Annotated in this window: 25 protein-coding genes; 15 read left to right on the forward strand and 10 right to left on the reverse strand. The window is 70.8% G+C overall.

Annotated features, from left to right (window positions below; translation table 11 throughout):
- The first annotated feature begins 4 nt into the window (after positions 1-4).
- The 5 genes from ACIP6U_RS09335 to ACIP6U_RS09355 all read left to right on the forward strand — a co-directional run bounded on the left by ACIP6U_RS09335 (position 5) and on the right by ACIP6U_RS09355 (position 6,697).
- Complete coding sequence (locus ACIP6U_RS09335; RefSeq protein WP_401714500.1) at positions 5-1,297, forward strand: nucleotide disphospho-sugar-binding domain-containing protein; 1,293 nt, start codon at positions 5-7, stop codon at positions 1,295-1,297.
- A gap of 142 nt (positions 1,298-1,439) precedes the next feature.
- Positions 1,440-2,957: an MFS transporter gene (locus tag ACIP6U_RS09340; RefSeq protein ID WP_401714501.1), complete on the forward strand. Its 1,518-nt coding sequence runs from the start codon at positions 1,440-1,442 to the stop codon at positions 2,955-2,957.
- A 197-nt stretch (positions 2,958-3,154) separates the two neighbouring features.
- Positions 3,155-4,174: a methyltransferase gene (locus tag ACIP6U_RS09345; RefSeq protein ID WP_401714502.1), complete on the forward strand. Its 1,020-nt coding sequence runs from the start codon at positions 3,155-3,157 to the stop codon at positions 4,172-4,174.
- A 43-nt stretch (positions 4,175-4,217) separates the two neighbouring features.
- Positions 4,218-5,489: a nucleotide disphospho-sugar-binding domain-containing protein gene (locus ACIP6U_RS09350; protein ID WP_401714503.1), complete on the forward strand. Its 1,272-nt coding sequence runs from the start codon at positions 4,218-4,220 to the stop codon at positions 5,487-5,489.
- 38 nt (positions 5,490-5,527) lie between these two features.
- On the forward strand, positions 5,528-6,697 hold the full coding sequence (locus ACIP6U_RS09355) for an acyltransferase family protein (protein WP_401714504.1): 1,170 nt from the start codon (positions 5,528-5,530) through the stop codon (positions 6,695-6,697).
- Here the strand turns inward: ACIP6U_RS09355 and ACIP6U_RS09360 are convergent.
- A complete protein-coding gene (locus tag ACIP6U_RS09360) occupies positions 6,680-7,186 on the reverse strand; it encodes a VOC family protein (RefSeq protein WP_401714505.1) in 507 nt (168 codons plus the stop codon). The genes ACIP6U_RS09355 and ACIP6U_RS09360 overlap by 18 nt on opposite strands.
- 185 nt (positions 7,187-7,371) lie before the next feature.
- On the opposite strand from ACIP6U_RS09360, the gene ACIP6U_RS09365 reads away from it, so the two are divergent.
- Entirely contained in the window at positions 7,372-8,544 is a 1,173-nt protein-coding gene (locus ACIP6U_RS09365; protein ID WP_401714506.1) for a winged helix DNA-binding domain-containing protein, read from the forward strand.
- A 34-nt stretch (positions 8,545-8,578) separates the two neighbouring features.
- On the opposite strand, the gene ACIP6U_RS09370 is transcribed toward ACIP6U_RS09365, so the two are convergent.
- The gene (locus ACIP6U_RS09370; protein ID WP_401714507.1) at positions 8,579-8,959 is read right to left on the reverse strand and encodes a hypothetical protein; all 381 of its coding nucleotides are present in this window, start codon (positions 8,957-8,959) and stop codon (positions 8,579-8,581) included.
- A gap of 180 nt (positions 8,960-9,139) precedes the next feature.
- On the opposite strand from ACIP6U_RS09370, the gene ACIP6U_RS09375 reads away from it, so the two are divergent.
- Positions 9,140-10,342, forward strand: a complete 1,203-nt coding sequence (locus tag ACIP6U_RS09375; protein WP_401714508.1) for a cytochrome P450 — start codon at positions 9,140-9,142, stop codon at positions 10,340-10,342.
- Positions 10,343-10,363: 21 nt separating this feature from the next.
- Here ACIP6U_RS09375 and ACIP6U_RS09380 read toward each other — a convergent pair whose 3' ends face one another.
- The 3 genes from ACIP6U_RS09380 to ACIP6U_RS09390 all read right to left on the reverse strand — a co-directional run bounded on the left by ACIP6U_RS09380 (position 10,364) and on the right by ACIP6U_RS09390 (position 13,302).
- Complete coding sequence (locus ACIP6U_RS09380; RefSeq protein ID WP_401714509.1) at positions 10,364-11,086, reverse strand: SDR family NAD(P)-dependent oxidoreductase; 723 nt, start codon at positions 11,084-11,086, stop codon at positions 10,364-10,366.
- 96 nt (positions 11,087-11,182) lie between these two features.
- Entirely contained in the window at positions 11,183-12,208 is a 1,026-nt protein-coding gene (locus ACIP6U_RS09385; protein ID WP_401714510.1) for a methyltransferase, read from the reverse strand.
- Positions 12,209-12,255: 47 nt separating this feature from the next.
- Positions 12,256-13,302: a methyltransferase gene (locus ACIP6U_RS09390; protein WP_401714511.1), complete on the reverse strand. Its 1,047-nt coding sequence runs from the start codon at positions 13,300-13,302 to the stop codon at positions 12,256-12,258.
- A gap of 197 nt (positions 13,303-13,499) precedes the next feature.
- Here ACIP6U_RS09390 and ACIP6U_RS09395 point away from each other — a divergent pair, with 197 nt between their 5' ends.
- Positions 13,500-13,931 carry a nuclear transport factor 2 family protein gene (locus tag ACIP6U_RS09395; RefSeq protein ID WP_401714512.1) on the forward strand — a complete coding sequence of 144 codons (432 nt, stop codon included), beginning with the start codon at positions 13,500-13,502 and terminating at the stop codon, positions 13,929-13,931.
- A 20-nt stretch (positions 13,932-13,951) separates the two neighbouring features.
- On the forward strand, positions 13,952-15,103 hold the full coding sequence (locus tag ACIP6U_RS09400; protein ID WP_401714513.1) for a glycosyltransferase: 1,152 nt from the start codon (positions 13,952-13,954) through the stop codon (positions 15,101-15,103).
- A gap of 57 nt (positions 15,104-15,160) precedes the next feature.
- Here ACIP6U_RS09400 and ACIP6U_RS09405 read toward each other — a convergent pair whose 3' ends face one another.
- From ACIP6U_RS09405 to ACIP6U_RS09415, 3 genes are read right to left on the reverse strand one after another with little or no spacing between them, the layout of a single operon-like run.
- Positions 15,161-16,084 (reverse strand): MBL fold metallo-hydrolase, encoded by a 924-nt coding sequence (locus ACIP6U_RS09405; protein WP_401714514.1) that lies wholly within the window; start codon positions 16,082-16,084, stop codon positions 15,161-15,163.
- A complete protein-coding gene (locus tag ACIP6U_RS09410; RefSeq protein WP_401714515.1) occupies positions 16,081-16,644 on the reverse strand; it encodes a flavin reductase family protein in 564 nt (187 codons plus the stop codon). The genes ACIP6U_RS09405 and ACIP6U_RS09410 overlap by 4 nt, the downstream gene beginning before the upstream one ends.
- The gene (locus ACIP6U_RS09415; protein ID WP_401714516.1) at positions 16,644-17,429 is read right to left on the reverse strand and encodes an SDR family NAD(P)-dependent oxidoreductase; all 786 of its coding nucleotides are present in this window, start codon (positions 17,427-17,429) and stop codon (positions 16,644-16,646) included. Before ACIP6U_RS09415 ends, ACIP6U_RS09410 begins: the two co-directional genes overlap by 1 nt.
- A 186-nt stretch (positions 17,430-17,615) precedes the next feature.
- Here ACIP6U_RS09415 and ACIP6U_RS09420 point away from each other — a divergent pair, with 186 nt between their 5' ends.
- The 5 genes from ACIP6U_RS09420 (at position 17,616) to ACIP6U_RS09440 (ending at position 22,280) form a co-directional block, all read left to right on the forward strand.
- Positions 17,616-18,080: an SRPBCC family protein gene (locus ACIP6U_RS09420; RefSeq protein WP_401714517.1), complete on the forward strand. Its 465-nt coding sequence runs from the start codon at positions 17,616-17,618 to the stop codon at positions 18,078-18,080.
- 28 nt (positions 18,081-18,108) lie between these two features.
- Positions 18,109-19,224 (forward strand): hydrolase, encoded by a 1,116-nt coding sequence (locus ACIP6U_RS09425; RefSeq protein ID WP_401714518.1) that lies wholly within the window; start codon positions 18,109-18,111, stop codon positions 19,222-19,224.
- 64 nt (positions 19,225-19,288) lie between these two features.
- The gene (locus tag ACIP6U_RS09430) at positions 19,289-19,816 is read left to right on the forward strand and encodes a nuclear transport factor 2 family protein (RefSeq protein ID WP_401714519.1); all 528 of its coding nucleotides are present in this window, start codon (positions 19,289-19,291) and stop codon (positions 19,814-19,816) included.
- A gap of 76 nt (positions 19,817-19,892) precedes the next feature.
- Positions 19,893-21,173 carry a cytochrome P450 gene (locus tag ACIP6U_RS09435; RefSeq protein WP_401714520.1) on the forward strand — a complete coding sequence of 427 codons (1,281 nt, stop codon included), beginning with the start codon at positions 19,893-19,895 and terminating at the stop codon, positions 21,171-21,173.
- A gap of 84 nt (positions 21,174-21,257) precedes the next feature.
- Positions 21,258-22,280, forward strand: a complete 1,023-nt coding sequence (locus ACIP6U_RS09440) for a helix-turn-helix transcriptional regulator (RefSeq protein WP_401714521.1) — start codon at positions 21,258-21,260, stop codon at positions 22,278-22,280.
- Positions 22,281-22,388: 108 nt separating this feature from the next.
- Here the strand turns inward: ACIP6U_RS09440 and ACIP6U_RS09445 are convergent, their stop codons facing one another.
- Both ACIP6U_RS09445 and ACIP6U_RS09450 read right to left on the reverse strand, forming a co-directional pair.
- Entirely contained in the window at positions 22,389-23,357 is a 969-nt protein-coding gene (locus ACIP6U_RS09445) for a Gfo/Idh/MocA family protein (protein ID WP_401714522.1), read from the reverse strand.
- A complete protein-coding gene (locus ACIP6U_RS09450; protein WP_401714523.1) occupies positions 23,354-24,817 on the reverse strand; it encodes an NDP-hexose 2,3-dehydratase family protein in 1,464 nt (487 codons plus the stop codon). The genes ACIP6U_RS09445 and ACIP6U_RS09450 overlap by 4 nt, the downstream gene beginning before the upstream one ends.
- A gap of 216 nt (positions 24,818-25,033) precedes the next feature.
- Between ACIP6U_RS09450 and ACIP6U_RS09455 the strand changes: the two genes are divergently transcribed.
- Positions 25,034-26,155, forward strand: coding sequence for an epoxide hydrolase family protein (locus ACIP6U_RS09455; RefSeq protein ID WP_401714524.1), 1,122 nt, complete (start codon positions 25,034-25,036; stop codon positions 26,153-26,155).
- Positions 26,156-26,163 lie beyond the last annotated feature (8 nt).

Here is a 26,163-nt window from a genome sequence, read left to right on the forward strand (position 1 = left end):
CCCCATGCGCGTTCTCTTCACGGTGTGGCCCGCCCCGGCCCACCTCAACACGATGGTCCCGCTGGCCCTGGCCCTGCAGGCGGCGGGGCACGAGGTGCGGGTCGCCTCGCACCCCGATCTGACCGGTGCCGTCACCGCCGCCGGGCTGACCGCGGTGGCCCTGGACGCGACAGGCGGTGTGCCAGCCCTCTCCACCGGCGGTGACTACGTGCCCGGCGAGGCCGAGCGCGAACGGCTCGCCGCTGTCTGGGACGTCGCGCCCAACGAGCGCCGACAGTGGACGATGGTCACCACCTACCTCCTCACCACGCTACGCATGTTCCACCCCGTCCGGCTCGCTCCCGGGGACCCGCATCCCGGCGTGGACGGCCTGGTGGAGTTCGCCCGCGCGTGGCGGCCGCACCTGGTGCTGTGGGACCCGTGCTGGCCGGCCGCGGCGGTCGCCGCACGGTGCTCCGGCGCGGCGCAGGCACGGCTGCTGTGGGGCCCGGACTACTGGCAGTGGGCCCGCGACAAGTGCGACACGCACGCCGCCGGGATGGCGGCGGCCGGGGTGACCGATCCACTGCTGGAGCCGCTGCGCACCGCGGCGCGGCGGTACGACGTGGAACCCGACGACGAGCTGCTGTTCGGGCAGTGGACGATCGACCCGACCCTGGAGGACGTACGGCTGCCCGCCACCACCCGCACCCTGTCGATGCGCCGGCTGCCCCACACCGCACCTGCGGTCGTCCCGGACTGGCTGCTGCGGCCCTCGCCACGGCCCCGCGTCGCGCTGTCGCTCGGTATGTCCGGACGGGACTTCTGGAGCAACGACGCGATGGTCGGCGCGCTCCTGGAGACGGTGGCGGGCCTGGACGTGGAGGTGGTGGCCACCCTCAATGAGCGCCAGCTGGCCGGACTGAAAGTGCCCGACAACCTACGGGTCATCAGCTACCTTCCGCTCAACGAGCTGCTGGCGCACTGCTCGGCAATCATCCACCACGGTGGCGGCGGAACCTTCACCGCCGCGGTGGCCCACCGTGTCCCGCAGCTCATCGAGGTGGACGACGGGCCCGAGGCGGAGTTCTACGCGGCGTGCGCAGTCCGCCACGGCGCCGGACTGCCCCTCAGCCATACGAAGGATTCCGTGCCCGAGATGCGCGAGCGGCTGCTGAGTGTCCTGAACGACCCCTCGTTCCAGCGCGGGGCCCGCTCCCTGTACGCGGACTGGGCCGCCATGCCGAACCCGCGAGACGTCGTCCCCGCCCTGGAGCGGCTGGTCGAGCTGAGCGCGCCGTCCGCCGTGCGGGCGTGATCCTTCGGTTCGGGGCGCGGGCGTGAACCGCGGTGCGCGGGTGGGGCTCCGGGTCCAGCAGGACTCGAGCGGGAATCGAGCGGCATCGGGAACGCTCGACTTCTTCACCATGTCCCCCACGTCCCGTTGCAAGGAGAATGCCATGAGCTCTGCCCTTGATGAGGCGGCTGCTCCCCCAGCCCCTGACCCTCATCGATGGCGTGCGCTGGCTGTGCTGCTGACCGCCAGTTTTCTGGACCTCATCGACTCGACGATCGTCAATATCGCGCTCCCCAAGATCCGCGCGGACATCGACGCGTCGTTCGCCGAGATCCAGTGGATCACAGGTGGTTATACGCTCACATTTGCCATCGGCCTGATCACCGGTGGCAGACTCGGCGATATCTTTGGCCGCAAGAGGCTGTTCCTGATCGGGGTCAGCGGATTCACGATCGCCTCGGCGCTGTGCGCCGTCGCCGGCAGTCCGGAAACCCTGATCACCTCACGCGTTCTCCAGGGCGCCATGGCCTCCCTGATGGTTCCCCAGGTCCTGTCCATCATCCATGTCACCTTCCCCGCCGACGAGCGGGGCAAGGTGTTCGGCATGGTGGGCGCGATCTTCGGTATCGGAGCCGTCGCCGGACCGCTCATCGGCGCCGTGCTGACCGAGTGGGACCTCTTCGGCCTGGAATGGCGCCCCATCTTCCTGATCAACCTGCCCATCGGCATCGCGGGTGTCCTCATCGGCCTGCGGGTGATCAACGACTCCCGGGCGCCCGACGCGCCGCGCCTGGACCTCGTCGGGGTGTTCCTCGCCGCCGCCACCATGCTGGCCCTGCTGTACCCGCTCACCCAGGGACGTGAACTGGGCTGGCCCGCCTGGAGCTTCGGCTGCCTGGCCGGCAGCCTGGTGCTCGGCGTCGTGTTCGTCCTGTACCAGCGCTCGCGGCTGCGGCAGGGCAGGTCGGCACTGGTCGAACTGCCCCTGTTCCGGCTGAAGAGCTTCGCGGGCGGAATCGCGCTCCAGCTCACGTTCTCCGTGTCGTTCGGCATCTTCGGTCTGGTCGGCGGGCTGTACCTGCAGATCGGCCTGGGCTGGAGCCCCCTGCGGGCGGGCCTGGTGACTATTCCGCTGTCCATCGCCGTGGCACTGCTCGCCGGCCGCTCCATCAAGTCGTTCGTCCCGAAGTACGGGCGCAAGGTGCTCCAGGCAGGCACTCTGATCATGCTCGTCGGCGCGCTGCTGTACCTGTGGGAGGCCCGGCACTTCGGTACCGACATCCAGGCGTGGCACGTGCTCCTGGCGATGGCGGTGGTGGGTGTGGGCATGGGCCTGATCGTCGCGCCGCTGTCCAGCGCGATCCTGTCCGAAGTGCCGTTCGCCCACGCGGGATCGGCCTCGGGTCTGGTCAGCACGACCATGCAGTTGGGCACCGCGATCGGGCTCGGCCTGACGTCCTTGTCGTTCTTCCGCGGCCTCGACGGCTCGGGCGGCCGCGGCCCCACGGCCGATGACTACGTCAACGCCTTCAGCACCTCCCTGTGGTGGGTGGCGGCCGGTTTCGCGGTCGTCTTCCTGCTGGTCTTCGCCCTCCCCAAGGACGGGGGCGTCTTCACCTTCACGCCGCCGCCGGAGGAGGAGACCGACGGGGAGTCCGCAGCGGCGGCCCCCGCTCACTGACCCAGCTCGGCACAGCCCGTTCCGCCGCCCGGCGGAACGGGCTGTGCCGTACCGGGGCGGGGCGCCGCGCGCTCCGCCACTCGCAAGCCGCTCTGTATCGCCGCTCAAGTCCGCTCGGACACCGTAGGAGCACGACGCGCCCGTGGCCGGGCCCGCGCCGACTCCCTCCCCGCTCCCTGATCCGGAAGGCGCCCACAATGGCATCCGCTCAGCACGACACCGCCGAGCTCAGCGCGCGGTTGTCCGAGCACATGAACGGCTACCTCTACACGGCCTCGCTCTACACCGTCACCCGGGCCGGTGTCGCCGACAAGCTCGCCGAGGGTCCCCGTACCCCATTGGACCTCGGCGAGTCCACCGGACTGAACGGCCCTCACCTTCGGCGCCTGATGCGCTACCTGGCCACCAGGGAAGTCTTCCGCGAGGACGCGGAGGGGCGGTTCCATCTCACGCCCATGGCGGAGCTGCTCCGCGAAGGGGTGCCCGGCTCGCTCAGGGACAGCTTTCTCATGATGGGTGAGGACCTGTACTGGAAGCCGATCGCCAAGCTGCACGAGACCGTGCGCAGCGGCCACACGGCCTTCGACGACATCTTCGGCGCCCAGTTCTTCCCGTACCTCCAGTCGCAGCCGGAGCTGGCCTCGCTGTTCAACCGCGGTGCCGCCGGGTTCTCCCGGCTCTGGGCGCAGAGCGTCGCCGAGGCCTACCCGTTCCCGGTCGGCTCCAAGGTCATCGACGTCGGCGGCGGCACCGGCGGCCTGCTGCGCGCGGTGCTCGCCGCCAACCCGACGGTCACCGGTGTCCTGTACGACCAGGAATCGGTCATCCCCGAGCACCAGTTGGACACCCCGGAGATCGAGGGCCGCTGGAGTGCGCAGGCCGGCGACTTCTTCCAGACCGTGCCGCAAGGCGCCGACTACTACCTGCTCAAGTCGGTGCTGCACGACTGGAGCGACGAGGACTGCCTTCGCATCCTGAAGGCCGTCCGCTCCGGGATGCGCAAGGGTAGCAAGCTGCTGGTCGTCGACCCTGTCATCCCGCCGGGCAACGAACCCGACGCCAGCAAGACCATCGACGTGATGATGATGGTCGTGCACGACGGCAAGGAGCGCACGCAGGGCGAGTTCACCGACATCCTCGCCAAGGGCGGTTTCAAGGTTGTCCGCGTCCTGCCGACGAACTCGCTCATGTCGATCGTCGAGGCCGAGGTCGCCTGAGCCGCGACACCACTCGCCCCGCCGGCAGCCAGAGGAGTTCGCCATGCGCGTCATGATCGTGGTCTGGCCCCTGACCGCACATCTCCACCCGGCCCTTCCGATCGCCTGGGCGCTTCAGGGGGCCGGACACGACGTCTGCGTCGCCTCTCACCCCGACCTCTCCGGCGCCATCGTCGACACGGGAGTCAACGCCATCGAACTGGGCACCCCGGACATGGTGCCCTCGCCGTCGGCGGTCGGGGACTTCCTGCTGCCGGTGGAGGACAGGGAACGGCTCACCGCAGTGCTCTCCATCCCTCCCAACGACGACCTGTGGACGACGTTCAGCACGTACACGCTCGCGGCCTCGCGGCTGTTCCACCCGGAGGAGAACGCCGGGCGGGACCGTTGGACAAGCGTGGACGCCCTGGTCGAGGCGGCGCGCGGCTGGCGCCCCGACCTGGTGCTGTGGGACCCCAACTGGCCGTCGGCCGCCGTCGCCGCGCGGGCCTGCGGTGCCGCCCAGGCCCGTCTGCTGTGGGGGCCCGACTACATCGGGCGGGCGGAGCTGCTGATCGACCGGCACCGCAAGGAACTGGCCGACGCCGGGCTGCGGGACCCGGTGGCGGAGACCGTCCGGCCCGCGGCCGAGCGGCACGGCGTGAACGTCGACACGGAACTGCTGCTCGGCCAGTTCACCATCGACCCGATGCTCCCCGACATGCGGCTGCCGTTCCGCGGCCGGACGGTTCCCGTGCGCCGCATCCCGTACGCGGGGCACGCTGTCGTGCCCCGCTGGCTCCGCGCGGCGCCCGAACGCCCGCGTGTGGCACTGTCGTTGGGGACCACGCAGCGTGCCTACCGCAACGACCTGGGGCTGGTCGGAACGCTCCTGGAGGCAGTGGACGGCCTGGACGCCGAGGTCGTCGCCACTCTGGACACCTCGCAACTCGCTGGCCGGGCCGTTCCGGACAACGTACGGACCGTCGACTACCTGCCGCTCGATCTGCTGCTGCCGACCTGTGCGGCGATCGTCCACCACGGAGGCATCGGCACCCTGTCGACCGCGGTCGCGCACGGCGTACCCCAACTCGTCGTGAGCGATGAGAAGGCCGTGGCCTACGCGTCCAACGCGCGCCATGTGTCCGCGCGCGGCGTCGGACTGACCGTCAACGCGGCGCGGCCGGCCGCGGAGATACGCCGGCAGCTGCGGCGCCTGCTGACCGACGTCGGCTTCCGGGAGAACGCGGACCGGCTGCGCACGGACTGGCTCTCGATGCCCAGTCCGATCGACATCGTCCCGACCCTCGAAAGACTCACCGCCGCCCGACGCTGACCGGCCAGGGCGCCCGCAACCAAGGAGTCACCGTGCCCGTGTCACGTCCTGAGCCTTCGCCCGCGAGCGCTCAGTCGCGTCTGCCCTCGCTCACCGGGATGCGCTTCCTCGCCGCACTCATGGTGATGCTTTGCCATGCGGGCACCAGCTTGCTGCCCCGCCTCGGGGACCCGAAGGTGTCCTGGTACGAGCGACTGGTCGCCAACGCCGGGCCCGTGGGGCTGTCCTTCTTCTTCGTGCTCAGCGGCTTCGTCCTCACCTGGGTCGCCGCGCCCGACGACACCCGTGTCGCGTTCTGGCGCAGACGCCTGGTGAAGATCTTCCCCAATCATCTGGTGACCCTGGCGGCCGCGGTCGCCCTGATGCTGTACACCGGTGTGGCGGTGACCACGGCCAACACCGTGCCCACGCTGTTCCTCGTGCAGGCCTGGATACCCCGGCAGGACGTGATCCTCAACTTCGGTTCGAACACGCCGAGTTGGTCGCTCTCCTGCGAACTCCTCTTCTATCTGTCCTTCCCCTGGCTGCTCGTCGCGGCGAGGCGCATCCGCCCGCAGCGGCTGTGGTGGTGGCTGGTGGGCCTGGTCGCCGCGATCTGCCTGGTCCCACTGCTGGCCGGACTGCTGCCGGACCGGCCGTACATGCTGGGGAGCAGCGACCCGTGGTGGCAGGTGTGGTTCGTGTACCACTTCCCGGTGACCCGGCTGCTGGAGTTCGTCCTCGGCATCCTGACGGCACTGGTCATCCGCAGCGGGCGCTGGATTCCGCTGCCGTTCGGCGTCGCCGCACTCCTTGCCGCAGGGGCGTTCACCGGCGGCGCCCTACTGACCGACACCTACCGGTACGTGGCACCGACCGCCCTGCCGCTCGCCCTGCTGATCGGTGCAGCGGCCACGGCCGATCTACGCGATCGCCGCACCGGGTTCGGCAGCCGGGCCATGGTCCGGCTCGGTGAGATCTCGTACGCCTTCTACATGGTGCACTTCCTGCTGGTCAGTTACGGGCCGATCGGCGCCATCCACCTGGAGAACTGGACGAAGCCGCTGTCGACCGGGGACGCGTTCCTCCTCACCGGGCTGACGCTGGTGATCAGCCTGGTTCTCGCCTGGCTGCTGCACACGTTCGTCGAGGCGCCGGCCATGCGACGCTGGAGCAGGCGCGCGGATCCCGTGTCGACCGTCCCGCCATCGTCAACCGCGCTGGCCTGACACCCGCTTCGGGAAGAACTCGGAACTCTGGACGTACGCCATCGCGGCGGTGAACCCGGGATCGTCGAGCCTCTTCAGCTGCTCCTCGTCGCTGACGTCCTCGACGTGGGTCTGGATCCACCAGATGTTGCCCAGGGGGTCGCGCACCCGCCCGACGCGGTCACCGAAGAAGAGGTGGGTGACCTCGGTCACCGAGGCCGCGCCCGCCGCAACGGCCTGCGCGTGGACCGCGTCGGCGTCCTCCACGTACAACCGGAGGAACGCCGGCGTCTGCGGCCAGTCGGGCGTGCCGGGGTGGTCGAACATCATGACCACCGAGTTCCCGATCTGCACCTCGGCGTGCTCGATACGGCCGCTGCGGCCGACGAATCGGCCGAGTTCCACGGCGTCGAAGGCCTCCTTGGTGAATGCGATGAGTCGGGCGGTGTCGTGGGAGATGACCCACGGCGTCACCGTGGCGTAGGCGTCGGGAACGGGCTTGACGGACATGGCGCTCCTCCTGGGCGGTGCACAGAACTCTCCTGACAGTAGAGATCATTTAGGTCGGGAGATGTCCTATACCTTCGGCATGCTGTGGCCGAGGTCGGCAACCGGTCATCACGCCCCAGTCGTCCTCGAGTGCGACTGGGTAGGAATGGTCGCCGCACCGCCGCCGCCGAGCACGAAGGAGATCCATGAATTCCCGGGCCGAACAGCTGTCGTGGAGCGAAGTGTCCGCCCGGCGGCTGGAGCGCAGTGCTCTGGCCGCACCGTCCGCCGCGGCCGGCCCCGCCGAACTCGTCCGCGCCCTGTGCGGCGCGCACGCGCAGGTCCTGTCCGCCGCCGAGCTCTCAGTCGGCATCAGGTCCGAGGCCGCGACGCGCAGTGATGTCCGGACCGCCCTGTGGGACGAGCGCAGCCTGGTGAAGACGCATGGCCCGCGCGGCACCGTCCATCTGCTGCCCACGGCCGATCTGCCCCTGTGGATCGCCGCCCTGTCGACGATGCCCCATCCGGCCAACCCCTTTCCGCAGCACGTCCGGATGACGGACGAGCAGACGGAAGAAGTGATCGCCGCCATCGGGAAGGCGCTCGCGGACGCGGAACTCACCGTCGACGAGCTGAGCGAGGCCGTCGTCGACATCGCCGGGCCGTGGGCCGGCGACCTGGTCATGCCCGCCTTCCAGGGGATGTGGCCGCGTTGGCGGCAGGCGGTCACCCTGGCCTCGTACCGCGGCGTCCTGTGCTTCGGACCCAACAAGGGCCGCAAGGTGACCTACACCAACCCGCAGCGTCATCTGCCGGGCTTCGAGCCTGTCGAGGGGACCGAGGCGCAGGCGCGGCTGCTGGAGAACTACCTGCGTGCCTACGGCCCGGCCACTCCGCAGAATTACGCGAGGTGGCTGAACGCGCCGCGCGGTTGGACCACCGAGTTGTTCGCGTCTCTGGAGAGTGGCGGCCGCGTCCAGCGCGTCGACGTCGAGGGAACTCCCGCATGGGTCAACGCCGGCGACACCGAGTTCCCCTCGGAACCACCGCGCGGAGTAAGGCTGTTGCCCTACTTCGACGCCTACGTGGTGGCCGGCCAGCCCAGAGAACGCCTCTTCCCGGGGCGTGCCGCCGAGCGCGCGCTCACCCCGAGCGGCCAGGCGGGCAACTACCCGGTGCTCCTGATCGACGGCACGGTCCGCGGGGTCTGGCATCAGCGCCGGTCCGGCAAGAAGCTGTCCGTCACGGTGGAGCCGCTCACGGAACTCTCCGCGGCCCACCGCGCGTCGCTGGACGAGCAGGTCGAGCGGGTGGCGGCGGTCCTCGAAGGCCGGCCCGAACTCAGCGTCGGCACGGTGACCGCGGGGGCGCACGCCTGACGTCCGGGGGCCGTCGGGCCGTGCGCCGGTCCGGTCACTGGCGTACGGCCCGTACCTCGATGCCGGAGCGGGCGACCAGCGTGTCGTCGGCGTCGTAGACATGGGCGACTCCCGTGCCGGTCAGCGTGTCGCCGCTCACCACGAGGTTCTGCTCGATGTCCACCCACCCGGTGAGAACACCGTCCTCGTCGAGGACCAGCTCCGCCATCTGGCACCAGAAGCCGTCGCCGCCTGTCGCACGCCAGTTGCCCGCGCCCACACAGCCGGGGCGCGGGCCCCTCAGCAGCAGCACCCGGCCGTTCTCCACGAACCGGATAGTGCTGGTGTAGGTGCCGTCGGTGAGGAACAGTTCCTCCGCCCAGGTACCCACCAGGACGTCCGCCGAGGTGGCGGAAACCTTTGTTGGCTGGCTCATGTCGCCCTCCGTCCCTTGCTGCCGCGCTGACCCGACAACGATCCGCCGGCTGACTCAACGGCTGCTTGAGCCGCGGTGCTTCGAGGCGGCCGGCCCGGCGTGCGAGAGACAGCCGACCTGCCCTCCAGCGCCGCTTCGTACGGTTCCTGCGACATCGGGACCGTCGAAAGGAAGACCGTCATGGCCACTGAGGTCGACACCGTCGATCTGGCTGCACTGGGACCGGACTTCGTCCGCGACCCCCACCCCGTCTACGCCCGGCTGCGCGCGCAGCGGCCGGTGCACCGGGTGCGGCTTCCCGACGGCTTCACGGCGTGGCTCGTCCTCGGCTACGAAGAGGCGCGCGCCGCGCTCGGCGACCCCCGGCTGTCCAACGACTGGCGCAACGCGGGGCCGGAGATGGGGGCAGTCGACCTGCCCCCCACCCCGCACATGCTGATGTCCGACCCGCCCAGGCACACCCGGCTGCGCAGACTGGTCGCCAAGGAGTTCTCCCCGCGGCGCGTCCGCGAACTCGGGCCGCGGGTCCAGGAGATCACGCACGAGCTCGTCGACCGCATGCTGACCCGCACGGACGGCCGCGCCGACCTCGTCGAGGGCTTCGCCTTCCCGCTGCCGGCGGCCGTCATCGGTGAACTGCTCGGTGTCCCTGCAGCCGACCGCGACCGGTTTCGCCACTGGTCGACCCAGGTCACCAAGGGGCTCGGCAGTGGCGGGGCCGAAGCCGCGATGGGCGAACTCGTCGGCTATCTCAGCGGGCTCCTGGAGGAGCTGCGCACCGACCCCGGTCACGGTCTGCTCGGCGCGCTCGTACACCGGCAGGCCGAGGACGAGGACGCCCTCTCCGTCGAGGAGCTGGTGGGCATGGCCCTGCTGCTCCTGATCGCCGGGCACGAGACCACCACCGGTCTGATCGCGAACGGCATGCTCGCGCTGCTCCAGCACCGGGACCAACTGGACGAGCTGCGCGCGGACTTGTCGCTGCTGGACGGGGCGGTCGAGGAAATGCTGCGCCACAGCGGTCCCACGGGCACATCCCTGCACCGCTTCACCACGGAACCCGTCGAGATCGGGGGCACCGTCATACCGGGCGGTGGCGAGCTGGTCCTGATCGGCAACACGCCGGCCAACCACGATCCCGCCCGCTTCCCGGAACCGGAGCGCTTCGACATCCGCCGTGCCGGCGGCGGTCATCTGGCCTTCGGCCACGGCATCCACATGTGCTTCGGAGCACCGCTCGCCCGGCTTGAGGTCGCGACGGCCGTACGCGCTCTGGTCGAGCGCTGCCCCGGCCTGGCCCTGGACGCCGACCCGGCCGCCCTCGTCTGGCATCCGAGCGTGATGATGCGGGGCCTCGACCGGCTGCCGGTCCGGGTCCGCTGACCTCGCGCAACCGGCCCCGTCTCACCAGGAGACGGGGCCGGCGTCGTTGAGGAAGGCCCCAGCCTGGCCGTCCTCGTCCAGGGTCGCCAGATCCACGACGATCCGCGCGCCGTCCTCCGCGGTCAGCACACCGGCGCCTCGGTTGATGTCGGTGACGACGAACCCCGGCGAGCAGGCGTTGACCTTGACGGAGGAGCCCCTCAGCTCGTTGGCGTAGAGCACCGTGAGCATGTTCAGGGCGGCTTTCGACAGGCTGTAGGCGGTCATGGCGGGCATCTCCGTACCGGACAGCCAGGCCGGTACGCCCATCTCACTCGACACGTTGACGATCCGTCCGGCCGCCGCCGCGCGCAGCAGGGGCAGCAGGGCGTTGGTGACCGTGGCCACACCGAAGACGTTGGTCTCCATGGTGGTGCGCAGATCGTCGAGGGTCACCTCGCTGGGCTGCCGCGCGGGCCATTCGACGTTGATCCCGGCGTTGTTAACGAGGATGTCCAGGTGCCCGTGCCGCTCCTGGACCAGGTGCGCCGCCGCCTCGGCCGTCGCCGGGTCCGTGACGTCCAGGCGCAGCGCATGCGCGTCCGCGCCCCGCTCACGCAGTGCCGCCGCCGCGGCCGCACCTCGTTCCGCGTCGCGGGCGCCGACCAGCACCGTGGCACCGAGCGCGCCCAGGCCGCGTGCGGTCTCGTATCCGATCCCCTTGGTGGCTCCGGTGACCAGAGCGACCTTTCCCTTGGCGTCCATGACCAGAGGCTGTCACGGGACGCTGGAGTACAACTGGGTTCTGTCTCACGGCAGTTGTCGGACAGGCCGGACGCGTCGATGTCGGGGGCGTCCCGGTCATCGGGGATGTTCGCCCACCGGCACCGCTTCGACGACGCTCTGCACCGACGCCGTGCCGATCACCCGGGCGACCCGGAACCCCGCCTTCTCCAGCAGGGCCGTGTACTCGTCGCCGGTGCGCTCCTGGCCGCCGGCCATGACCAGCATGGCGAAGTCGAATGCCTTGCTGGTGTGCGGGGTGTCGCCCTTGGGGATGACCCGCTCGATGAGCAGCAGCCGGCCGTCCGGCCTCATGGCGCGCCGACAGCCTTCCAGGATCGACACGGCCTGGTCGTCGCTCCAGCCGTGCAGCACGGACTTCATCATGTAGAGATCACCTCCGGCCGGCAGTTCACCGAAGATGTCACCGCCCACGACGGCGCAGCGGTCGGCGAGCCCGCTCTCCCCGATCCGGTTCCGCTCCACCACGTGCGGCAGGTCGAAGAGCACCCCCGTGGCCTCAGGCGCTTCCCGCAGCACCGCGACCAGCAGGGTGCCGTTGCCGCCGCCGATGTCGACGATCCGCGTGGCGCCCGAGAAGTCGTACGCCTCGACGACCGCGGCCCGTTCGACCCTGCTGTGCTCCTGCATTGCCGTGTCGAAGTCCGTGCCCTCCTCCGGATGTTCCTTCAGGTACTCCCACACGGGCTGACCGAAGGTCTTCTCGAAGGCGCCCTCACCGGTACGCAGGGCGTGCTCGGCGTGCCGGAAGGTCTCGGCGGTGAGCCGTCCGCCCTGCGCCACCGTCGTACGGACCGAATGCGGATGGTCGGAGCGCAGCGGCTGGGCGAGCGCCGTCAGCCCGAAGGTGCCCGGCGCCGCCTCGGTAAACACCCCGCACGCGGCGAGGGTCCGCAGCATCCGGTGCAGGCTCGGGGCGTGCGTCCCCGTGGCGTCGGCGAGCTGGAGCGCGGACCGCGGCCCCTCCGCCAGCAGATCGGCGATCCGCAGCTCGGCCGCGAGATGCAGGGCCCGTGCGTAAATGAAGCCGTCACCGATCTCCAGCAGGCGCAGACTGCTTTCCAGCGCTGGTTCGCTGCTCATGGGGCGTTCGTCCTCCGTCGCGGTCGTGGCGTGGTCGGGTCCTGCCATCAGCGGGCCACCGCCTCTACGAGGCTGTCGGGGCCGTCGCTGTGGACGACCCGCGTCAACCGCAGCCCCGCCCGGTCCAGTACGTCGCGGAACTCGGTCTCGGTGCGCTGCCGGCCCGTTGTGCCGACCAGCGTCTCCAGGTCGAGGAGCTTGGTGACCGAGGGCTCGGGGCCGTCCGGCACGACGGGCTCGCCGAGCAGGACGGTGGCGTGCTCGGGCATGGCCGCCCGGACATTGCGCAGGATCGCCACGGAACGCTCGTCGTCCCAGTCGTGGACGACCGCCGTCAGCACGTAGGCGTCGGCGCCGCCGGGGACTCCGTCGAAGAACGACCCCCCGACGACCTCGCAGCGGTCGGCGACCCCGGCCTTGGTCAGTACCGGCTCGGAGCGGGCGACGACATCCGGCAAGTCGAAGAGGATGCCGTTCAGTCCCGGGTTCGCCGAGAGGATGCCGGACAGATAGGCGCCGTTGCCGCCGCCGATGTCGGCGACGGTGCCGAAGCCGCTGAAGTCGTAGGCTGCCAGCGTGGCGTAGATGGCCGAGGCCACCGACGTCATCGCGGCGTCGAAGATCGCGGCCTGCTCCGGGTGGCTGCGGTAGTACTCGAACTGCGGCTGTCCGTGGGCCTTGTCGAAGGCGGGCTCACCGGTGCGCACGCTCTCGTAGAGGTGGCTCCAGGCGGCCCGGTGGAAGTCCGAGCCGAAGTGGGCCGCAAGGCCGCGCAGCGAGGCGGGATGGTCGCTGCGCAGCAGCTGGCTCACGGGGGTCAACGCGAAGCGATGGCCCGGGAGTTCGGCCAGCACACCGAAGTCGCCGAGCACCCGGAGCAGCCGGTAGAGGCTGCGCGCGTGGGCACCCACCTCCGCGGAGATGTCGTCCACCTGCCGCGGCCCCCCGACAAGCGCGTCCGGTACCCCGAACCGGGCCGCGACAGCGATCGCCTGGGTGACGAAGCCGCCCATCAGCAGGGGCATCAGGGTCGCCTCCGGCGGTGGCGCGATCCCTGCCGCCGACGGGTCCGGCCTGCTCGCCGTGTCGGTCATGGCCTCATCCCTCTCCCTCGCACCGGAATTCCCTCTGTCGCCGCCACACTGCGGGAGCGGCCTCAACAAGCGCTTGAGACCGGCCGCACCCAGCAGGCACGGCAGCGTTCATCGCCCGATTGACCTGGTCTCCAGCGGAGTTGGAGGGGGCTGGGGCACGGTGTCGGGCGTCTCGTACACCGTCGAGGGGAGTCGTTGTGTCCCAGACCGTCGCCCAGGTCACCGGAGATCTCTACGCGGAGGTCCAGACGTTCTATGCCCGGCAGATGCGGCGGGCGGACGCCCTCGACATCGAGGGGTTCGCCGACACGTTCACCGAGGACGGCGAGGTGAGGCACGCCGACGGCGGGCGGACCCGCGGCCGGGCGGAGATGATCGCCGCGATGCGGACCAGGCTGCCCCGCTACCGCGATGTGTCCACCCAGCACTGGTTCGGCCAGTTGCTCATCGAGCCGATGGACGACGGTGCCTTGGAGATCTTCTACTACACGCTCGTCGCCCAGACGGGCGAAAGCGGGCTGTCCCTCCAGCCCGCCTACACCGTGCGGGACGTGCTGGTGCGCGAGCCCGGCGGGCGGCTGCTGACCCGTTCGAGGACCATCCACCGCAGCACTCCCGCCCAGCGGTGACGGCACGGCCGGGAGGACCCATGCGGGTGCTGTTCAGCACCGTCCCCCTTGCGGGGCACTTCCTGCCGCTCGCGCCACTGGCGTGGGCACTGCGCGCGGCGGGTCACGAGGTCCTGGTGACCACACCGGACAACTTCGTGCCCACGGTGCTGGGTTCGGGGCTGCCGGCCGCCTCCTGCGGCCCGTCGGCGGAGTTCACGGGACTCATCAGACAGGAGGACCTGTCCGCCGTGCCGGAGGGGCTGGTGCCACAGCGCTATCTGCACGGGCGCGCCTTCGGCCGTATCGCCGCCGGTTCGGCGGCCGGCATCGCGGAACTCGCGGAGTCGTGGCGGCCGGACCTGATGATCTGCGAGCGGGCGGAGTTCGCCGGTTCGCTCGTCGCGGCGTCGCGGCACGTCCCCTGGGTGCAGTATCACTGGTCGGTGGCGGAACTCCCCGAGTATCGGCACGCCGCGGCCGAGGAACTCAGCGCGGCGATGACGGTGTCAGGCGTCCGGGAACTGCCGCGGCCCGCCGCGGTCCTCGACCCCTGGCCGGCCGGCCTGCGTCTCGGGCACGCGGCGGAGCACCGGGAGATCCGTCATGTCCCGTCCCACGGCGACGCCCGAGTACCCGGCTGGCTCTTCGGACGGCGGCGTCGGCCGCGGATCTGCCTCACATTCGGCACGCTTCTCCCGCAGTACGGCGACGGCGGCCTGCTCGGTCTGATGACCGCCCTGACGCACGCCCTGGCGGAGACCGGGGCCGAGCTCCTGGTGGCGGTGGAGGACGCCCTGGCGGCCCAGTGGAAGGCACCGCCTGCGGCCGTCCGTCACATCGGCCGGCTTCCCCTGGCCGACGCCTTCCCCACCTGCGACGTCGTGGTCCATCACGGGGGCCAGGGCACGTCCCTCACCGCGATGGCGGCGGGGCGGCCGCAGTTCGTGCTGCCGGAGCTCGACGACCAGTTCGACAACGCCCGGGCCCTGGAGGCGGCCGGCGCGGCCGTCGTGCTGCCCATGTCGGCGGCCACTCCGCAGACCGTGGCCAAGGGGTGTCTGCAACTCCTTGAGGACGACCGGTACGCCGAGGCCGCGTCGCGGCTGGCAGCGGTGACGGCCCGGATGCCCGCGCCCTCGGCGCTGGTGGCCCCGCTGGAGGCACTGGCCCTGGCCGGGGCGGACCGTTGACCCACCGGCCCTGACCGGGGCGGACCGTTCACACCCCGACCCCGGCGGGCCGGCCTCTCAGGCGTGGCACTCCGGCAGACCGCCGTGGAACTCACACATCTCCTTGAACGAACCGGCCACGTCGATCCGAGCCCCCGGCGGAAGTCCCCGCGACTCGGCGTAGGCGCGGTGGAGGTTGCCGACGAGGCGTTCCGGGTCGGTCAGGTCGGCGTACGGTCCGGGACGGGCACGCCGGGCGGCCTCCAGCGGGGACAGTCCGGCCGACAACCCCTCCCCCGCCACTCCGCGGCACCACCGCAGGTACTCCTCGGTCCGGTCCAGCAGCTCCGGACCGCCGACGGCGCCGTGGCCCGGGACCACCATGCGGGGTCGCAGCGCGCGCATCCGCGCGATCGCCCGCAGCGAACCCTCCACCGACCCCATGAGCACGTACGGGGTGACGCCCGACCAGACCACGTCGCCGGTGAACAGCACACTCTGCTCGGGAATCCACACGGCGACGTCCGTCGCCGTGTGGGCCGGTCCGATGTGCAGCAGTTCGACCCGGGGCCCGGCCGCGCCCAGATGCAGCGTGAGCGCGGTGCGGAAGGTCAGGGTCGGCAGCACGAGCGGGGTCTCGCCCCAGGCGACCTGCGGCCACAGTCCGCGCAGGCCGAGTCCCGCCTCCGCCATGTCGGCGCGGGTCCCCTCGTGCGCGACAACGGTCGCCCGCGGCGCGAAGTGGCCGTTGCCGAACACGTGATCGCCGTGGAAGTGGGTGTTGACGACGAAGCCGGGGCCACCCGCCACGACCGCGTCGACCTGGTCGCGCAGGTGCCTCGTACGGGACTCGGTGGCGGCGGTGTCCACGAGCACGGAGGTGTCAGGGCCGACGACGAGTCCTGCGTTGTTCAGGCACCAGCCGCCCGGTGGCTGGAGATACGCGTAGACGCCGTCGGCGAGCCGCGTCAGTCGTCCCGGCGGGGCGACGGCGACGGTCACGTCACCGCCCCGTCCGCGCCGGGGATGGCGCTGTAAGAACCGTGGTGGAAGACGAGCGGCGGCTGGCCCGGCCGGCTGCCGGACACAGCGACCACCCGTCCGACGAGCAGCGTGTGGTCCCCGGCCTCGAACTCGCCGTGCAGTTCGCACTCCAACCAGGCGGCGGCCGAGGGCACGACCGTGTGTCCCGTCAGGCCTGGCACACCACCGAGGCGGCTCATGGCGCCGGCGCCCTCGGGCCGGTCCGGCAGACAGAACTCCCGTGCCAGGTCGCGCTGGTCGCTGTTCAGCACACTGACCGCGTACCCGCCGCGCGCCCGCACGCGCGGCCGCATCCGGCCGTCCGCCTTGACGGACACCAGGATCAGCAGCGGATCCAGGGACACAGAGGTGAGGCTGTTGAGGGTCATGACGACCAGGTCGTCGTCCCGTCCGCAGGTGAGCAGAGTCACCCCGGTGGGAAAACAGCCCATCGTCGCCCGGAAGGCGGCCTCGTCCGGCCTCGTCCGCACGGTGTCGACCGAGTTCTTCATCGTCCCGCCCTGATTCGTGAGAGCCATCAGTAATTGCCGAGTCCACCGCAGACGTTGAGCGCCTGCGCCGTGATCGCGGCGGCGGCGTCCGTGGTCAGATAGCCGACGAGCCCGGCGACCTCCTCCGCCGACACATAGCGCCCCATCGGGATGCGTCCCTCGATCCGGCTCCGGATCTCCTCCTCGCTGACGCCGTGGTACGCGGCGTGGCCCTGGCGGACGCGCTCGGCCATGGGGGTCTCGACGTAGCCGGGGCAGACGGCGTTCACCGTGATCCCGGTCCGGGCCAGTTCCAGACCGACGGCCTTGGTGAAGCCGACCACCCCGTGCTTGGACGCGGAGTAGGGGGCGGCGAGCGGCACGCCCTGCTTGCCGCCCGTGGACGCGATGTTGATCACGCGTCCCCAGCCGGCATCGATCATGCCGCCCCTGGCCAGGACCTCGCGGGTGACCCTGAAGACACCGTGCAGGTTGGTGTCGATCACGTTCGTCCAGATGCTGTCGTCGAGGTGCGCGGTCTCACCGCCGCCGCTGCGCCCCGCGTTGTTGACCAGCACGCCGATCGGCCCATAGGCGGCGACCGCCTCCACCACGGCCGTCCGTATCTGCTCCAGAGAAGTGACGTCGCACACCGTGCCCGAGACCTCCAAGCCCTCCTCCCGCAGCCGCTTCACCAGGTCACGCACGTTCTCCCCGCCCCGCGCACAGCCGAAGACCGCCATGCCTTGGCGGGCCAGCAGCTCGGTCACCGCCAGACCGATCCCGCTGGTCGCACCGGTGACGAAGGCCGCCCGCCGTTCCGTGCCTGTCATCCTGCTCTCCCGTCCTCGACAGTCCACCGCGCACGACCGTGTCAACGTCTGCTTGCGCGGGTCTCGAAACGGGCTGGAGGCAACGGCCGGTCGAGCACGGTTCGACGCGGTGTCAAGGCTTCGGCGAGAGAGTGGGCGGCGTCCGCAGGTGCGGGCCCCGCGCCCCTCGGAGTTGAGGAGTTTCCGATGCCCGAAGAGATCCCCGACGTCAGGAAGTCGGTCGTTGTGGCAGCGTCCGTGGAGCACTGCTTCGAGGTCTTCACCGAGCGTCCCGCCGACTGGTGGCCGCCCTCGCACGTGCTGGTCAAGAAGGAGCGGGCCGGTCTCGCCTTCGAGCCCTTCGTCGGCGGCCGCTACTACGAGTGGGACGTCGACGGCAACGAGGTCACCTGGGGCCGCGTCCTGGAATGGGATCCGCCGCACCGGCTCGCCATGACCTGGCGGATAGACGGCCACTGGCAGTCCGTTCCCGACGACGACCGGGCGAGCGAGATCGAGGTCGACTTCACCGCGGCGGGCAGCCGAGGCACCCGTGTGGAACTGGCACACGTCAAGCTGCACCGGCACGGCGAGGGGGCGTGGAACATCCACAAGGCCCTGGACACCCCCAGTCCGGGAGAGACCCTGGCCCGTTTCGCGGACGCCATCTGACCCGGACGGCCGACAGAAAGGCTACGAGATGGACGGGCATACCTCACGGGCGGCCGAACCGGCCCTGCCCGTGGACAAGTTGTGCAACCTCGCCGCGCAGCACGCCGACACCGCCGACCGTGTCGGCCGGCTCTCCCCGGAAGTCACCGGTTCCCTCCGGGACACAGGGTTCGCCCGGCACTTCGTAGGCGCCCGGTGGGGTGGGACCGAGGGGTCGTTTGCGGATCTCACCGAGGCGGTCGTCGCGCTGGGCCAGGAGTGTCCGGCCACCGCCTGGTGCGCCTCTCTGAGCGCCTACTCCGCGCGGTTCGCCTGCCACCTCCCGCACGAGGGGCAGCGGGCGCTGTGGTCGGGCGGCCCGGACACCATGATCGCGACGGCGCTGATGCCTGGCGGGCGAGCCGATGCCGTCGAGGGGGGCTGGCGCCTGACGGGCCGGTGGAGTTACGTCAGCGGCGTCGACTTCGCCGACTGGGTGCTGCTCTGCGCCGCCGTGGGCTCCGGCGACGGGCCGCCCCGGCTGCGGTTCTTCGCCCTTCCCCGGGGAGAGTGCACCGTCCACCAGGACTGGGACAACGTCGGCATGCGGGCGACCGCCAGCCACACCCTCGTCGTGGACTCCGCCACCGTCCCGGACCATCTGACGTTCGACCGGGGCGCCATGGTCACGGGGCTCAATCCGCACTCGGACGCTCCCGCCCACAACGTGCCGTTCCAGGCCGTCGGCGGACTGACATTCATCGCTCCGGTGATCGGCGCCGGAACCGGCGCACTGCACGCCTTCGCCGCCGGTCTCACCGGCCGTCGGCGCACCGCGGCCAACGAGTCGGCCCTGGTACGCGCTTCCGGCCGGGTCGACGCCGCACGCCATCTCGTCGAGGAGAACACCCGCGTGCTCGACGAGCGGCTGTTCACGCCCGACCACATGGCGCGCAACGAACGCAACGCCACCTTCGCCGCGGAGGCGGTCAGGGAGGCTGTCGGCCTGCTCGTCGCCGCGGCGGGCACCACCGGTCTCGGGTCCCGGCATCCGCTCCAGCGGCTGTGGCGGGACATCATCTCCGCCACGAGCCACGTGGCACTCCAGTACGACACGGCGGCCAGGAAGAACTACGCGGCGGTACTCGCCGGAGCAGCGGAGTGAGCCCCGCAGCGTCCGCCGGCCGGACGGCCTCGGCGGACCGCCCGAGATCACGAGGAGAGCACTGATGCACGCACCACAGCGTTCCACCCGGCGGGTCGACGCCGAACTCTACGTCGAGGTCCTGCAGTTCTACGCCCGGCAGATGCCGTTGCTGGAGGAGCGGCGGTTGGAGGAGTTCCTGGAGACGATGACCGAGGACGGCTCCATCGAGCACGTGCCCAACGGGTGGCGGATCGAGGGCAGGAACGCGCTGCTCAACGAGATGCGTGCCCGACGGGGCGACCCGGACCGACCGCTGGTCGGCGAGATGTCGGCGCGTCAGGCACGAGCGGACGAGGTCGCCTACTACGACGGGATCGTCTACCGGTACTGGTTCGACCGGATGCGTATCGAGCCCGAGTCGGACGACGTCCTGCGGGTCGGCTACCAGGCGATGGTCAGCATGACGGACGCCGCGGGCAAGGTGAGCTTCGAACCGACGACGACGGTGCAGGACGTTCTGGTCCGCCAGAACGGCGAGTGGCACACGCGCTCGCGCCGGGTCACACACGACTCGCCCAACTGGGCCGACAAGATCCACAACCCGTCCTGAGCGGATGCCCGAAGCTCTTCCGACGTCCCCAGCCGTCTGCCTGTCCTCAGCGCGTACTTGTGGAGGTGCCACCATCGTGTCGTCGTCCCGAGAGACCGAGTCCCGAGGATCCGACTCTCCAGAGTCCGAGTCCCAGGAATCCGCGTCCCAGGAATCCGAGGTCTTCCCCTTCAAGGGCTCCTCCTACCGGGGGCCCGATCCCCGGTACGCCGGGTGGCGGGTCCAGGAGCCGGTGAAACGTGTCCGGACAGCTGGCGGGGTGGACGCCTGGCTCGTCACCCGGTACGAGGACGTACGAGCCGCACAGGCAGACCCCCGTCTGAGCAGGGCCCTGGCCTGTGGTCCCGACGCGCCGCGGATCGGCGGCACGATGTACACGACCCCCGAGATGATCATTTCCCTGGACTCGCCCGAACACTCCCGGCTGCGCAAGCTGGTGGCTGGGGCCTTCACGCTCCGCCGGGTCGAGCGCATGCGACCGCGCGTGCAGTCCGTACTGGACGAACTCCTCGACGACATCGAGGCCAAGGGCTCACCGGCGGACCTCGTGCCGCAGCTCACTCTCCCCTTTCCGCTGACGGTGATCGGCGAGCTGCTCGGCGTCCCGCCGGAGGACTTGCGGAAGTTCGAGGTATGGGCGCGTGCCTTCGCCACCGTCGACGACCGGGCCGGCGGCGAGGCGTCGCTGGAGGGCCTGGCGAGGCTGAGCGAGTACATCGTCGGGCTGATCGCGGACAAGCGGGCCGAGCCGACGGACGACATGCTGTCAGAGCTGATCGCGGCCCGTGACCAGGGCGACCGGCTGAGCGAGTCGGAACTGGTCACGTTCGGGTTCACTCTCATCGGCGCGGGGTTCGACACCACGGCCAACCAACTCGCCAACTCCGTTCTGGCACTGATCTCGCGCCACCGGGACCAGTGGGAGTCGTTGGTCGAGGATCCCGCCCGCATCCCGAGCGCGGTGGACGAACTGCTCCGCCACGTCAACCTGTTCGCCACCGACACCTCGGGCTTCCCGCGGATCGCGGCGGCGGACATGGAGATCGGCGGGGTCGAGATCTCCGCCGGTGACGCGGTCCTGCTCTCGCTGGCCTCCGCCAACCGGGACGAGACCGTGTTCGAGGATCCGGACCGCATGGACCTGGGCCGGGCCCACAACCCGCATCTGTCCTTCGGCCACGGCCTCCATCACTGCCTCGGCAAGCACCTCGGCCGGATGGAGATGGAGATCGCGCTGACCGGTCTGGTCCGGCGCCTGCCGGATCTGCGGCTGGCCGTGGACGAGGCGGAACTGCCGTGGCACGTGGGCGAGATCAACCACACCCTGACCTCCCTACCGGTCGCCTGGGGCTCCTGACCCCGTGGCCAGGACACTTCCGTCCCTGGTCCGGCCGCGGACACGCCCTGGGCCCACCCGTAAACAACTGACATCCTGGATGCCATGAGCGAGACCTCGGCACGATTACTGAAGTTGCTGTCCCTGTTGCAGACCCCGCGGGAATGGCCCGGTAGCGAACTGGCCGACCGGCTCGGCGTCAGTGCGCGCACCATCCGCCGGGACATCGACCGCCTGCGCGACCTCGGCTATCCGGTCAACGCCACGAGGGGCGCGGTGGGCGGCTACCGCCTGGTCGCGGGGGCCGCCATGCCCCCGCTCCTGCTGGAGGACGACGAGGCCGTCGCCATCACCGTCGGACTGCGCACCGCGGCGCACGCGGTCGACGGCATCGAGGAAGCGTCCGTGCGGGCGCTGACGAAGCTGGAGCAGGTCCTACCCTCGCATCTGCGGCACCGGGTCAGCGCGCTCGGCGCGGCGACCGTACCGCTGCCGAGCTACGGTCCCGGGGTCGCCGCGGAGCATCTGACCGTGCTCGCCGCGGCGGTCGCCGGCCGGGACCAACTGCGTTTCGCCTACCGGCCCGCGTACCACCGGTCCCGGCACGACTCGGACCGGCCGCAGGAGAGCCTACGGCTCGTGGAGCCCCACCGGTTGGTGCCGACCGGCCGCCGCTGGTATCTCGTCGCGTACGACAACGAGCGCGAGGACTGGCGGACGTTCCGTGTCGACCGCATCCACAACCCGCGGCCCACGGGCATCCGGGCGCCGTTCCGGTCCCCACCGCTCGACGACGCCGCCGCGTACGTGACCCGGCAGCTCTCGGAACTCGCCCCGCTCTACCGAGCCGTGGCCACCTTCTACGCCCCGGCGAGCCAGATCGAGGACCGGCTCGGGGGCTCGGGCGACGAGATTGAGGAACTGTCCGAGAACAGCTGCCGGCTCCACAGCCAGGCCGATTCCCTGGGGTGGCTGGCGTTCCGTCTGGTGAGCGCCGGCTGCCCGTTCGAGGTGCATGAACCGCCTGATCTGGTGGCGTATATGCGTGATCTGGGCGCCCGGGCGACCGGGTCCGTCGACGGTTCCGCGCGCGCCCCTGCCGAGTGCGCGGCGTCGGACGTCTCCTGACCTCGGGGCGAGGGTCCGGCCGTGGCCTCGCCGGACCCGGCCTCGTCGCGGTGACCGCCATGGGCCAGGACGTCGGCCGTCCTGACCCGCGGGCCGGCCGGGCGGGGCTCAGCCGTGCAGCGACGCCGCCGCCCGCACGTCGTCGAGGAGGCGGGCCTGCTCCAGGCAGACACCGTCGGCCGCGCCGCCGGCTCTGGCCGCGGCGGCGAACGCCCCCACAGTGTTGTGGGCCTGGTCCTCGGCGGGCACAAAAACGTCCCGGACCCCGGTTCCGTCGGCCAGCCGGATGACCGGCCGATGGTCGGCGGCGGGCGTGAACGCACGGTCCACCGCGATGCTGCCGCCGGTCCCCCACAGGGCGTACGAGCTGCGATAGGCGTGATCCAGGCCGAAAGAGACGTGGATACCGGTGCCCTCCGGTGCCGCGAGCAGCGCCGTCCCGGCCGACTCGACCCGATGGCCGCGGCTCCGCACCAGGGAGGCGCCGATGACCCGCAGCCCCGGTCCCAGGAAGTACCGGGCCGCGCGCAGCGGATACACACCCGTGTCCCACAAGGCGCCGCCGCCCAGTTCGGGCTGTCGGCGGATGTCGTCCTCGGGTCGCCGGGGCACCGTGAAGTGCGCCTCGAATCCCCGTAGTTCACCGATGGCCTCCTCGGCGAGGAGTTTCCGGACGGCCGCGTGCCGACCGTGGTGGACGAACATGACGTTCTCCATCAGGGCCAGTCGCCGGCTGGTGGCGAGTTCGACCAGTCGGCCGGTCGTCTCCCGGCGCAGCGATACCGGTTTCTCCACGAGCACGTGCTTGCCGGCCAGTAGTGCCGCCTCGGTCCATTCGGCGTGCAGGGCCGCTGGCAGCGGCACGTACACGGCCTCGACCTCCTCGTCCGTCAGCAGCGCCTCATATCCGCGCACCGCCCGGCAGCCGTGGACAGCTGCCAGTTCGCGGGCGCGCGCGAGTTCACGGCTCGCGATCGCGACGACTTCGGTCCGTGCGGCGCGGGCGAACGCCGGGAGCATCCTGCGCCTGGCGATGTCCGCACATCCCATGACGCCGATCCGAAGCGGTGCCGTCACAGCTTCACCGCCCCGCTGTTGAAGAGCGTGAGCAGCGAGCGGGCCTGCACGTTGACGTGACGGCTTCGCCGGACGAGCCAGTTCAGCTGTCCCGGGGTCACCCAGCTGTATCCCGGAGGCGGAGTGGTGAGTCCGGCGGCGTCGACGTCGATGTCCACGACGAGATAGCGGCTGACCGCGTTGAGGAAACGGCCGCCCTCCTCCGAGTGCAGCGCGGAGTAGCGGATGGTGTGCGGCGGGGCGTTCAGCACCAGGTCGAGGAAGCGCGGTGCGGCGAGTGCCGCGTCCCCCCGGTAGTTGTCGGGAACGCATTGCACGGTGGGCCCGAGTTCCACGGTCTCCAGGAACCCGCCCTCGGCCCGGGCTTGGACCAGCAGATGCGGCACTCCGTCGAAGCGGCCGGCCAGGAAGGCGACCACGCCGGTCGCGCCGGGCTCGAACAGCGGCTGCGTCCAGCCGGCCACCTCTCGGTTCGCCGCTTCCGCGCGGACGGCGACCACCTGGAAGAACCGGTTGTCGGGACGGCGGATGGCCGTCCCGGTCCGCACCCATCCGTCCACCTCGGCGAGCGGCAGCGGTTCGACGCGCACCTGGTGCCGGGCCTTTTCGGTGGTGACCCAGGACAGGAGTTCGGTGTCGGAGGACAGCGCCTCCGGCTCGGCCGGGAGGTTCGGCGCGCACGCGAGGACCGTACGGGCGTCCATGTTCACCACGTTGTCCCGCAGCAGCAGTTCGCCGAGTTGTCCCAAGGTCAGCCAGCAGAAGTCAGGGTCGGGCGGCACGTCCTCCCGCGTCTCGACGATGACGTTCCGGTTGGCCTTGCGCAGGAACCACGAACCGTGCTCGGACTGCAGGATGTCGACGAGGGCGCGGGCCGGCCGCCGGCCCGTGAAGTAGTCGAGGTACTTCACGGCTCCTCCCCCGTGCGCCTTGGTGTAGTTGCTGCGGGTGGCCTGCACGGTGGGCGAGAGCTGGACGAGCCGCGGGTTACCCGGCTCCATCTTCGCCTGCATCAGGAAGTGCAGTACGCCGTCGAACTCCTTGGCGAGGATACCGAGGATGCCGACCTCCGGCTGGTTGATGATCGGCTGCTGCCAGTCGTGGGCGCCCTCCGCCACGCGCACACGCACTCCGTGCACGGTGAAGAAGCGTCCGCTGACGTGGGCGAGGTTTCCGGTGGCCGGTGCGAAGGACCATCCGTCGAGCTGGTCGAACGGAATCCTGTGCACGCGAAACGGATGCGCGGCACTGCGTTCGGCCAGCCAGCCGGAGAAGTCCCGCGTGGACATCCCGGCGCCGGATCCAACGGCCGCCGCGGAGCGCCGGAACCGCTCGGGCAGTGCGGCATCCGCGCGGGAGCGCAGACCGGTCGACCCGATCGGGGACCCGCCGCTCGGCCTGGTGCGCTGTGTCCACCCCACGGTGGCGTCCATCAGCGCCTTCTCGGTCAGTTCACTCATGCCGGTGTCCCTTTCGGAAGGAGCCGTCGGCCTTCGACGGCGCTCACCGTAGAAGCGGGGTCTGGAGACCTGGTCGTACCGTCCTCGGCTCGCCCGCCGGGCGGCGGACCGCGTCGAGCGTGCCGCGGACGCCGGCCAGGACCGCCGCTGCACGCGGACTCCAGCCCCGTTCGATACCGGCAGGCGACCTTGTTGGCCCACCGGAAAGGAGCGCGGATGAGCACGAGCGTCACCCATTACCAAGTCCACGTCCCCGACGAACACCTCGCCGGTCTGCGGCACCGGCTGGCTAGCACCCGCTGGCCGGAGGCCGAGACGGTCGGCGACTGGTCGCAGGGCATGCCCCTGGCGTACGCGAAGGACCTGGTCGCCTACTGGGCGCGACGGTACGACTGGCGGTCCACCGAGGCCCGGCTGAACGCCGTCCCTCAGTTCCGCACCGACATCGACGGGCTGGGGATCCATTTCCTGCACGCACGCTCGCCGCATCCCCGGGCGGTCCCTCTGCTGGTCAGCCACGGCTGGCCTGGATCGGTGACGGAGTTCCTCGACATCATCGGCCCGCTGACCGACCCGCCGGACCCCGCGGACGCCTTCCACGTCGTGTGCCCGTCACTGCCCGGCTACGGATTCAGCGACAAGCCGACCGGATCCGGATGGCCGGTGGAACGGGTCGCGGCCGCCTGGACGACTCTGATGGGCCGGCTCGGCTACGACCGCTACGGGGCGCACGGCGTGGACTGGGGCTCCTTCGTCACCGCGGCCATGGCGGAGACCGACGAGGGCGGGCTGGTCGGCATCCATCTGACGATGCCGTTCGCCCGGCCGCCCGCCGAGCAGTCCGCGCTGGACGAGCGCGACCTGGCCGGGCTGGCCGCGATGAAGGAGTTCCAGCAGCAGGAGGGCGGCTATTCGGCGGTCCAGAGCACGCGCCCGCAGACGCTCGGCTACGGCCTGACCGACTCGCCGGTGGGACAACTGGCCTGGATGGTCGAGAAGTACTGGGCCTGGAGCGACCACGACGGGGACCTGGACAAGGTCATCCCCAGGGACCGGCTGCTGGACGCCGTCTCGGTCGGATGGTTCCGCGCGACGGCGGCGTCCTCGGCCCGCATCTACTGGGAGAGCCAGAACAAGCTGGCACTGGCACCGGTACGAGTGCCGACCGCGGTCTCCAACTTCCCGAAGGACGGCCGGATGCCGCGGTCGTGGATCGAGAACCGGTTCACGGATGTTCGGCGTTGGACGGACCACGCCGTCGGCGGCCACTTCCCCGCCCTCGAACAACCCGACGCCCTCGTCGAGGAACTGCGCGCTTTCTTCCGCCCCCTGCGTTGACGACGAGC

The organism is Streptomyces sp. NPDC088794, from assembly GCF_044750545.1.
In the GTDB taxonomy this organism is placed as follows: Bacteria; Actinomycetota; Actinomycetes; order Streptomycetales; family Streptomycetaceae; genus Streptomyces.

Coding starts and splice junctions, on each gene's coding strand:
- ACIP6U_RS09335 (WP_401714500.1), top strand. CDS start 5: ATGCGCGTTCTCTTCACGGTGTGGCCCGCCCCGGCCCACCTCAACACG.
- ACIP6U_RS09340 (WP_401714501.1), top strand. CDS start 1,440: ATGAGCTCTGCCCTTGATGAGGCGGCTGCTCCCCCAGCCCCTGACCCT.
- ACIP6U_RS09345 (WP_401714502.1), top strand. CDS start 3,155: ATGGCATCCGCTCAGCACGACACCGCCGAGCTCAGCGCGCGGTTGTCC.
- ACIP6U_RS09350 (WP_401714503.1), top strand. CDS start 4,218: ATGCGCGTCATGATCGTGGTCTGGCCCCTGACCGCACATCTCCACCCG.
- ACIP6U_RS09360 (WP_401714505.1), bottom strand. CDS start 7,186: ATGTCCGTCAAGCCCGTTCCCGACGCCTACGCCACGGTGACGCCGTGG.
- ACIP6U_RS09365 (WP_401714506.1), top strand. CDS start 7,372: ATGAATTCCCGGGCCGAACAGCTGTCGTGGAGCGAAGTGTCCGCCCGG.
- ACIP6U_RS09370 (WP_401714507.1), bottom strand. CDS start 8,959: ATGAGCCAGCCAACAAAGGTTTCCGCCACCTCGGCGGACGTCCTGGTG.
- ACIP6U_RS09375 (WP_401714508.1), top strand. CDS start 9,140: ATGGCCACTGAGGTCGACACCGTCGATCTGGCTGCACTGGGACCGGAC.
- ACIP6U_RS09380 (WP_401714509.1), bottom strand. CDS start 11,086: ATGGACGCCAAGGGAAAGGTCGCTCTGGTCACCGGAGCCACCAAGGGG.
- ACIP6U_RS09385 (WP_401714510.1), bottom strand. CDS start 12,208: ATGAGCAGCGAACCAGCGCTGGAAAGCAGTCTGCGCCTGCTGGAGATC.
- ACIP6U_RS09390 (WP_401714511.1), bottom strand. CDS start 13,302: ATGACCGACACGGCGAGCAGGCCGGACCCGTCGGCGGCAGGGATCGCG.
- ACIP6U_RS09400 (WP_401714513.1), top strand. CDS start 13,952: ATGCGGGTGCTGTTCAGCACCGTCCCCCTTGCGGGGCACTTCCTGCCG.
- ACIP6U_RS09410 (WP_401714515.1), bottom strand. CDS start 16,644: ATGGCTCTCACGAATCAGGGCGGGACGATGAAGAACTCGGTCGACACC.
- ACIP6U_RS09415 (WP_401714516.1), bottom strand. CDS start 17,429: ATGACAGGCACGGAACGGCGGGCGGCCTTCGTCACCGGTGCGACCAGC.
- ACIP6U_RS09420 (WP_401714517.1), top strand. CDS start 17,616: ATGCCCGAAGAGATCCCCGACGTCAGGAAGTCGGTCGTTGTGGCAGCG.
- ACIP6U_RS09425 (WP_401714518.1), top strand. CDS start 18,109: ATGGACGGGCATACCTCACGGGCGGCCGAACCGGCCCTGCCCGTGGAC.
- ACIP6U_RS09430 (WP_401714519.1), top strand. CDS start 19,289: ATGCACGCACCACAGCGTTCCACCCGGCGGGTCGACGCCGAACTCTAC.
- ACIP6U_RS09440 (WP_401714521.1), top strand. CDS start 21,258: ATGAGCGAGACCTCGGCACGATTACTGAAGTTGCTGTCCCTGTTGCAG.
- ACIP6U_RS09450 (WP_401714523.1), bottom strand. CDS start 24,817: ATGAGTGAACTGACCGAGAAGGCGCTGATGGACGCCACCGTGGGGTGG.
- ACIP6U_RS09455 (WP_401714524.1), top strand. CDS start 25,034: ATGAGCACGAGCGTCACCCATTACCAAGTCCACGTCCCCGACGAACAC.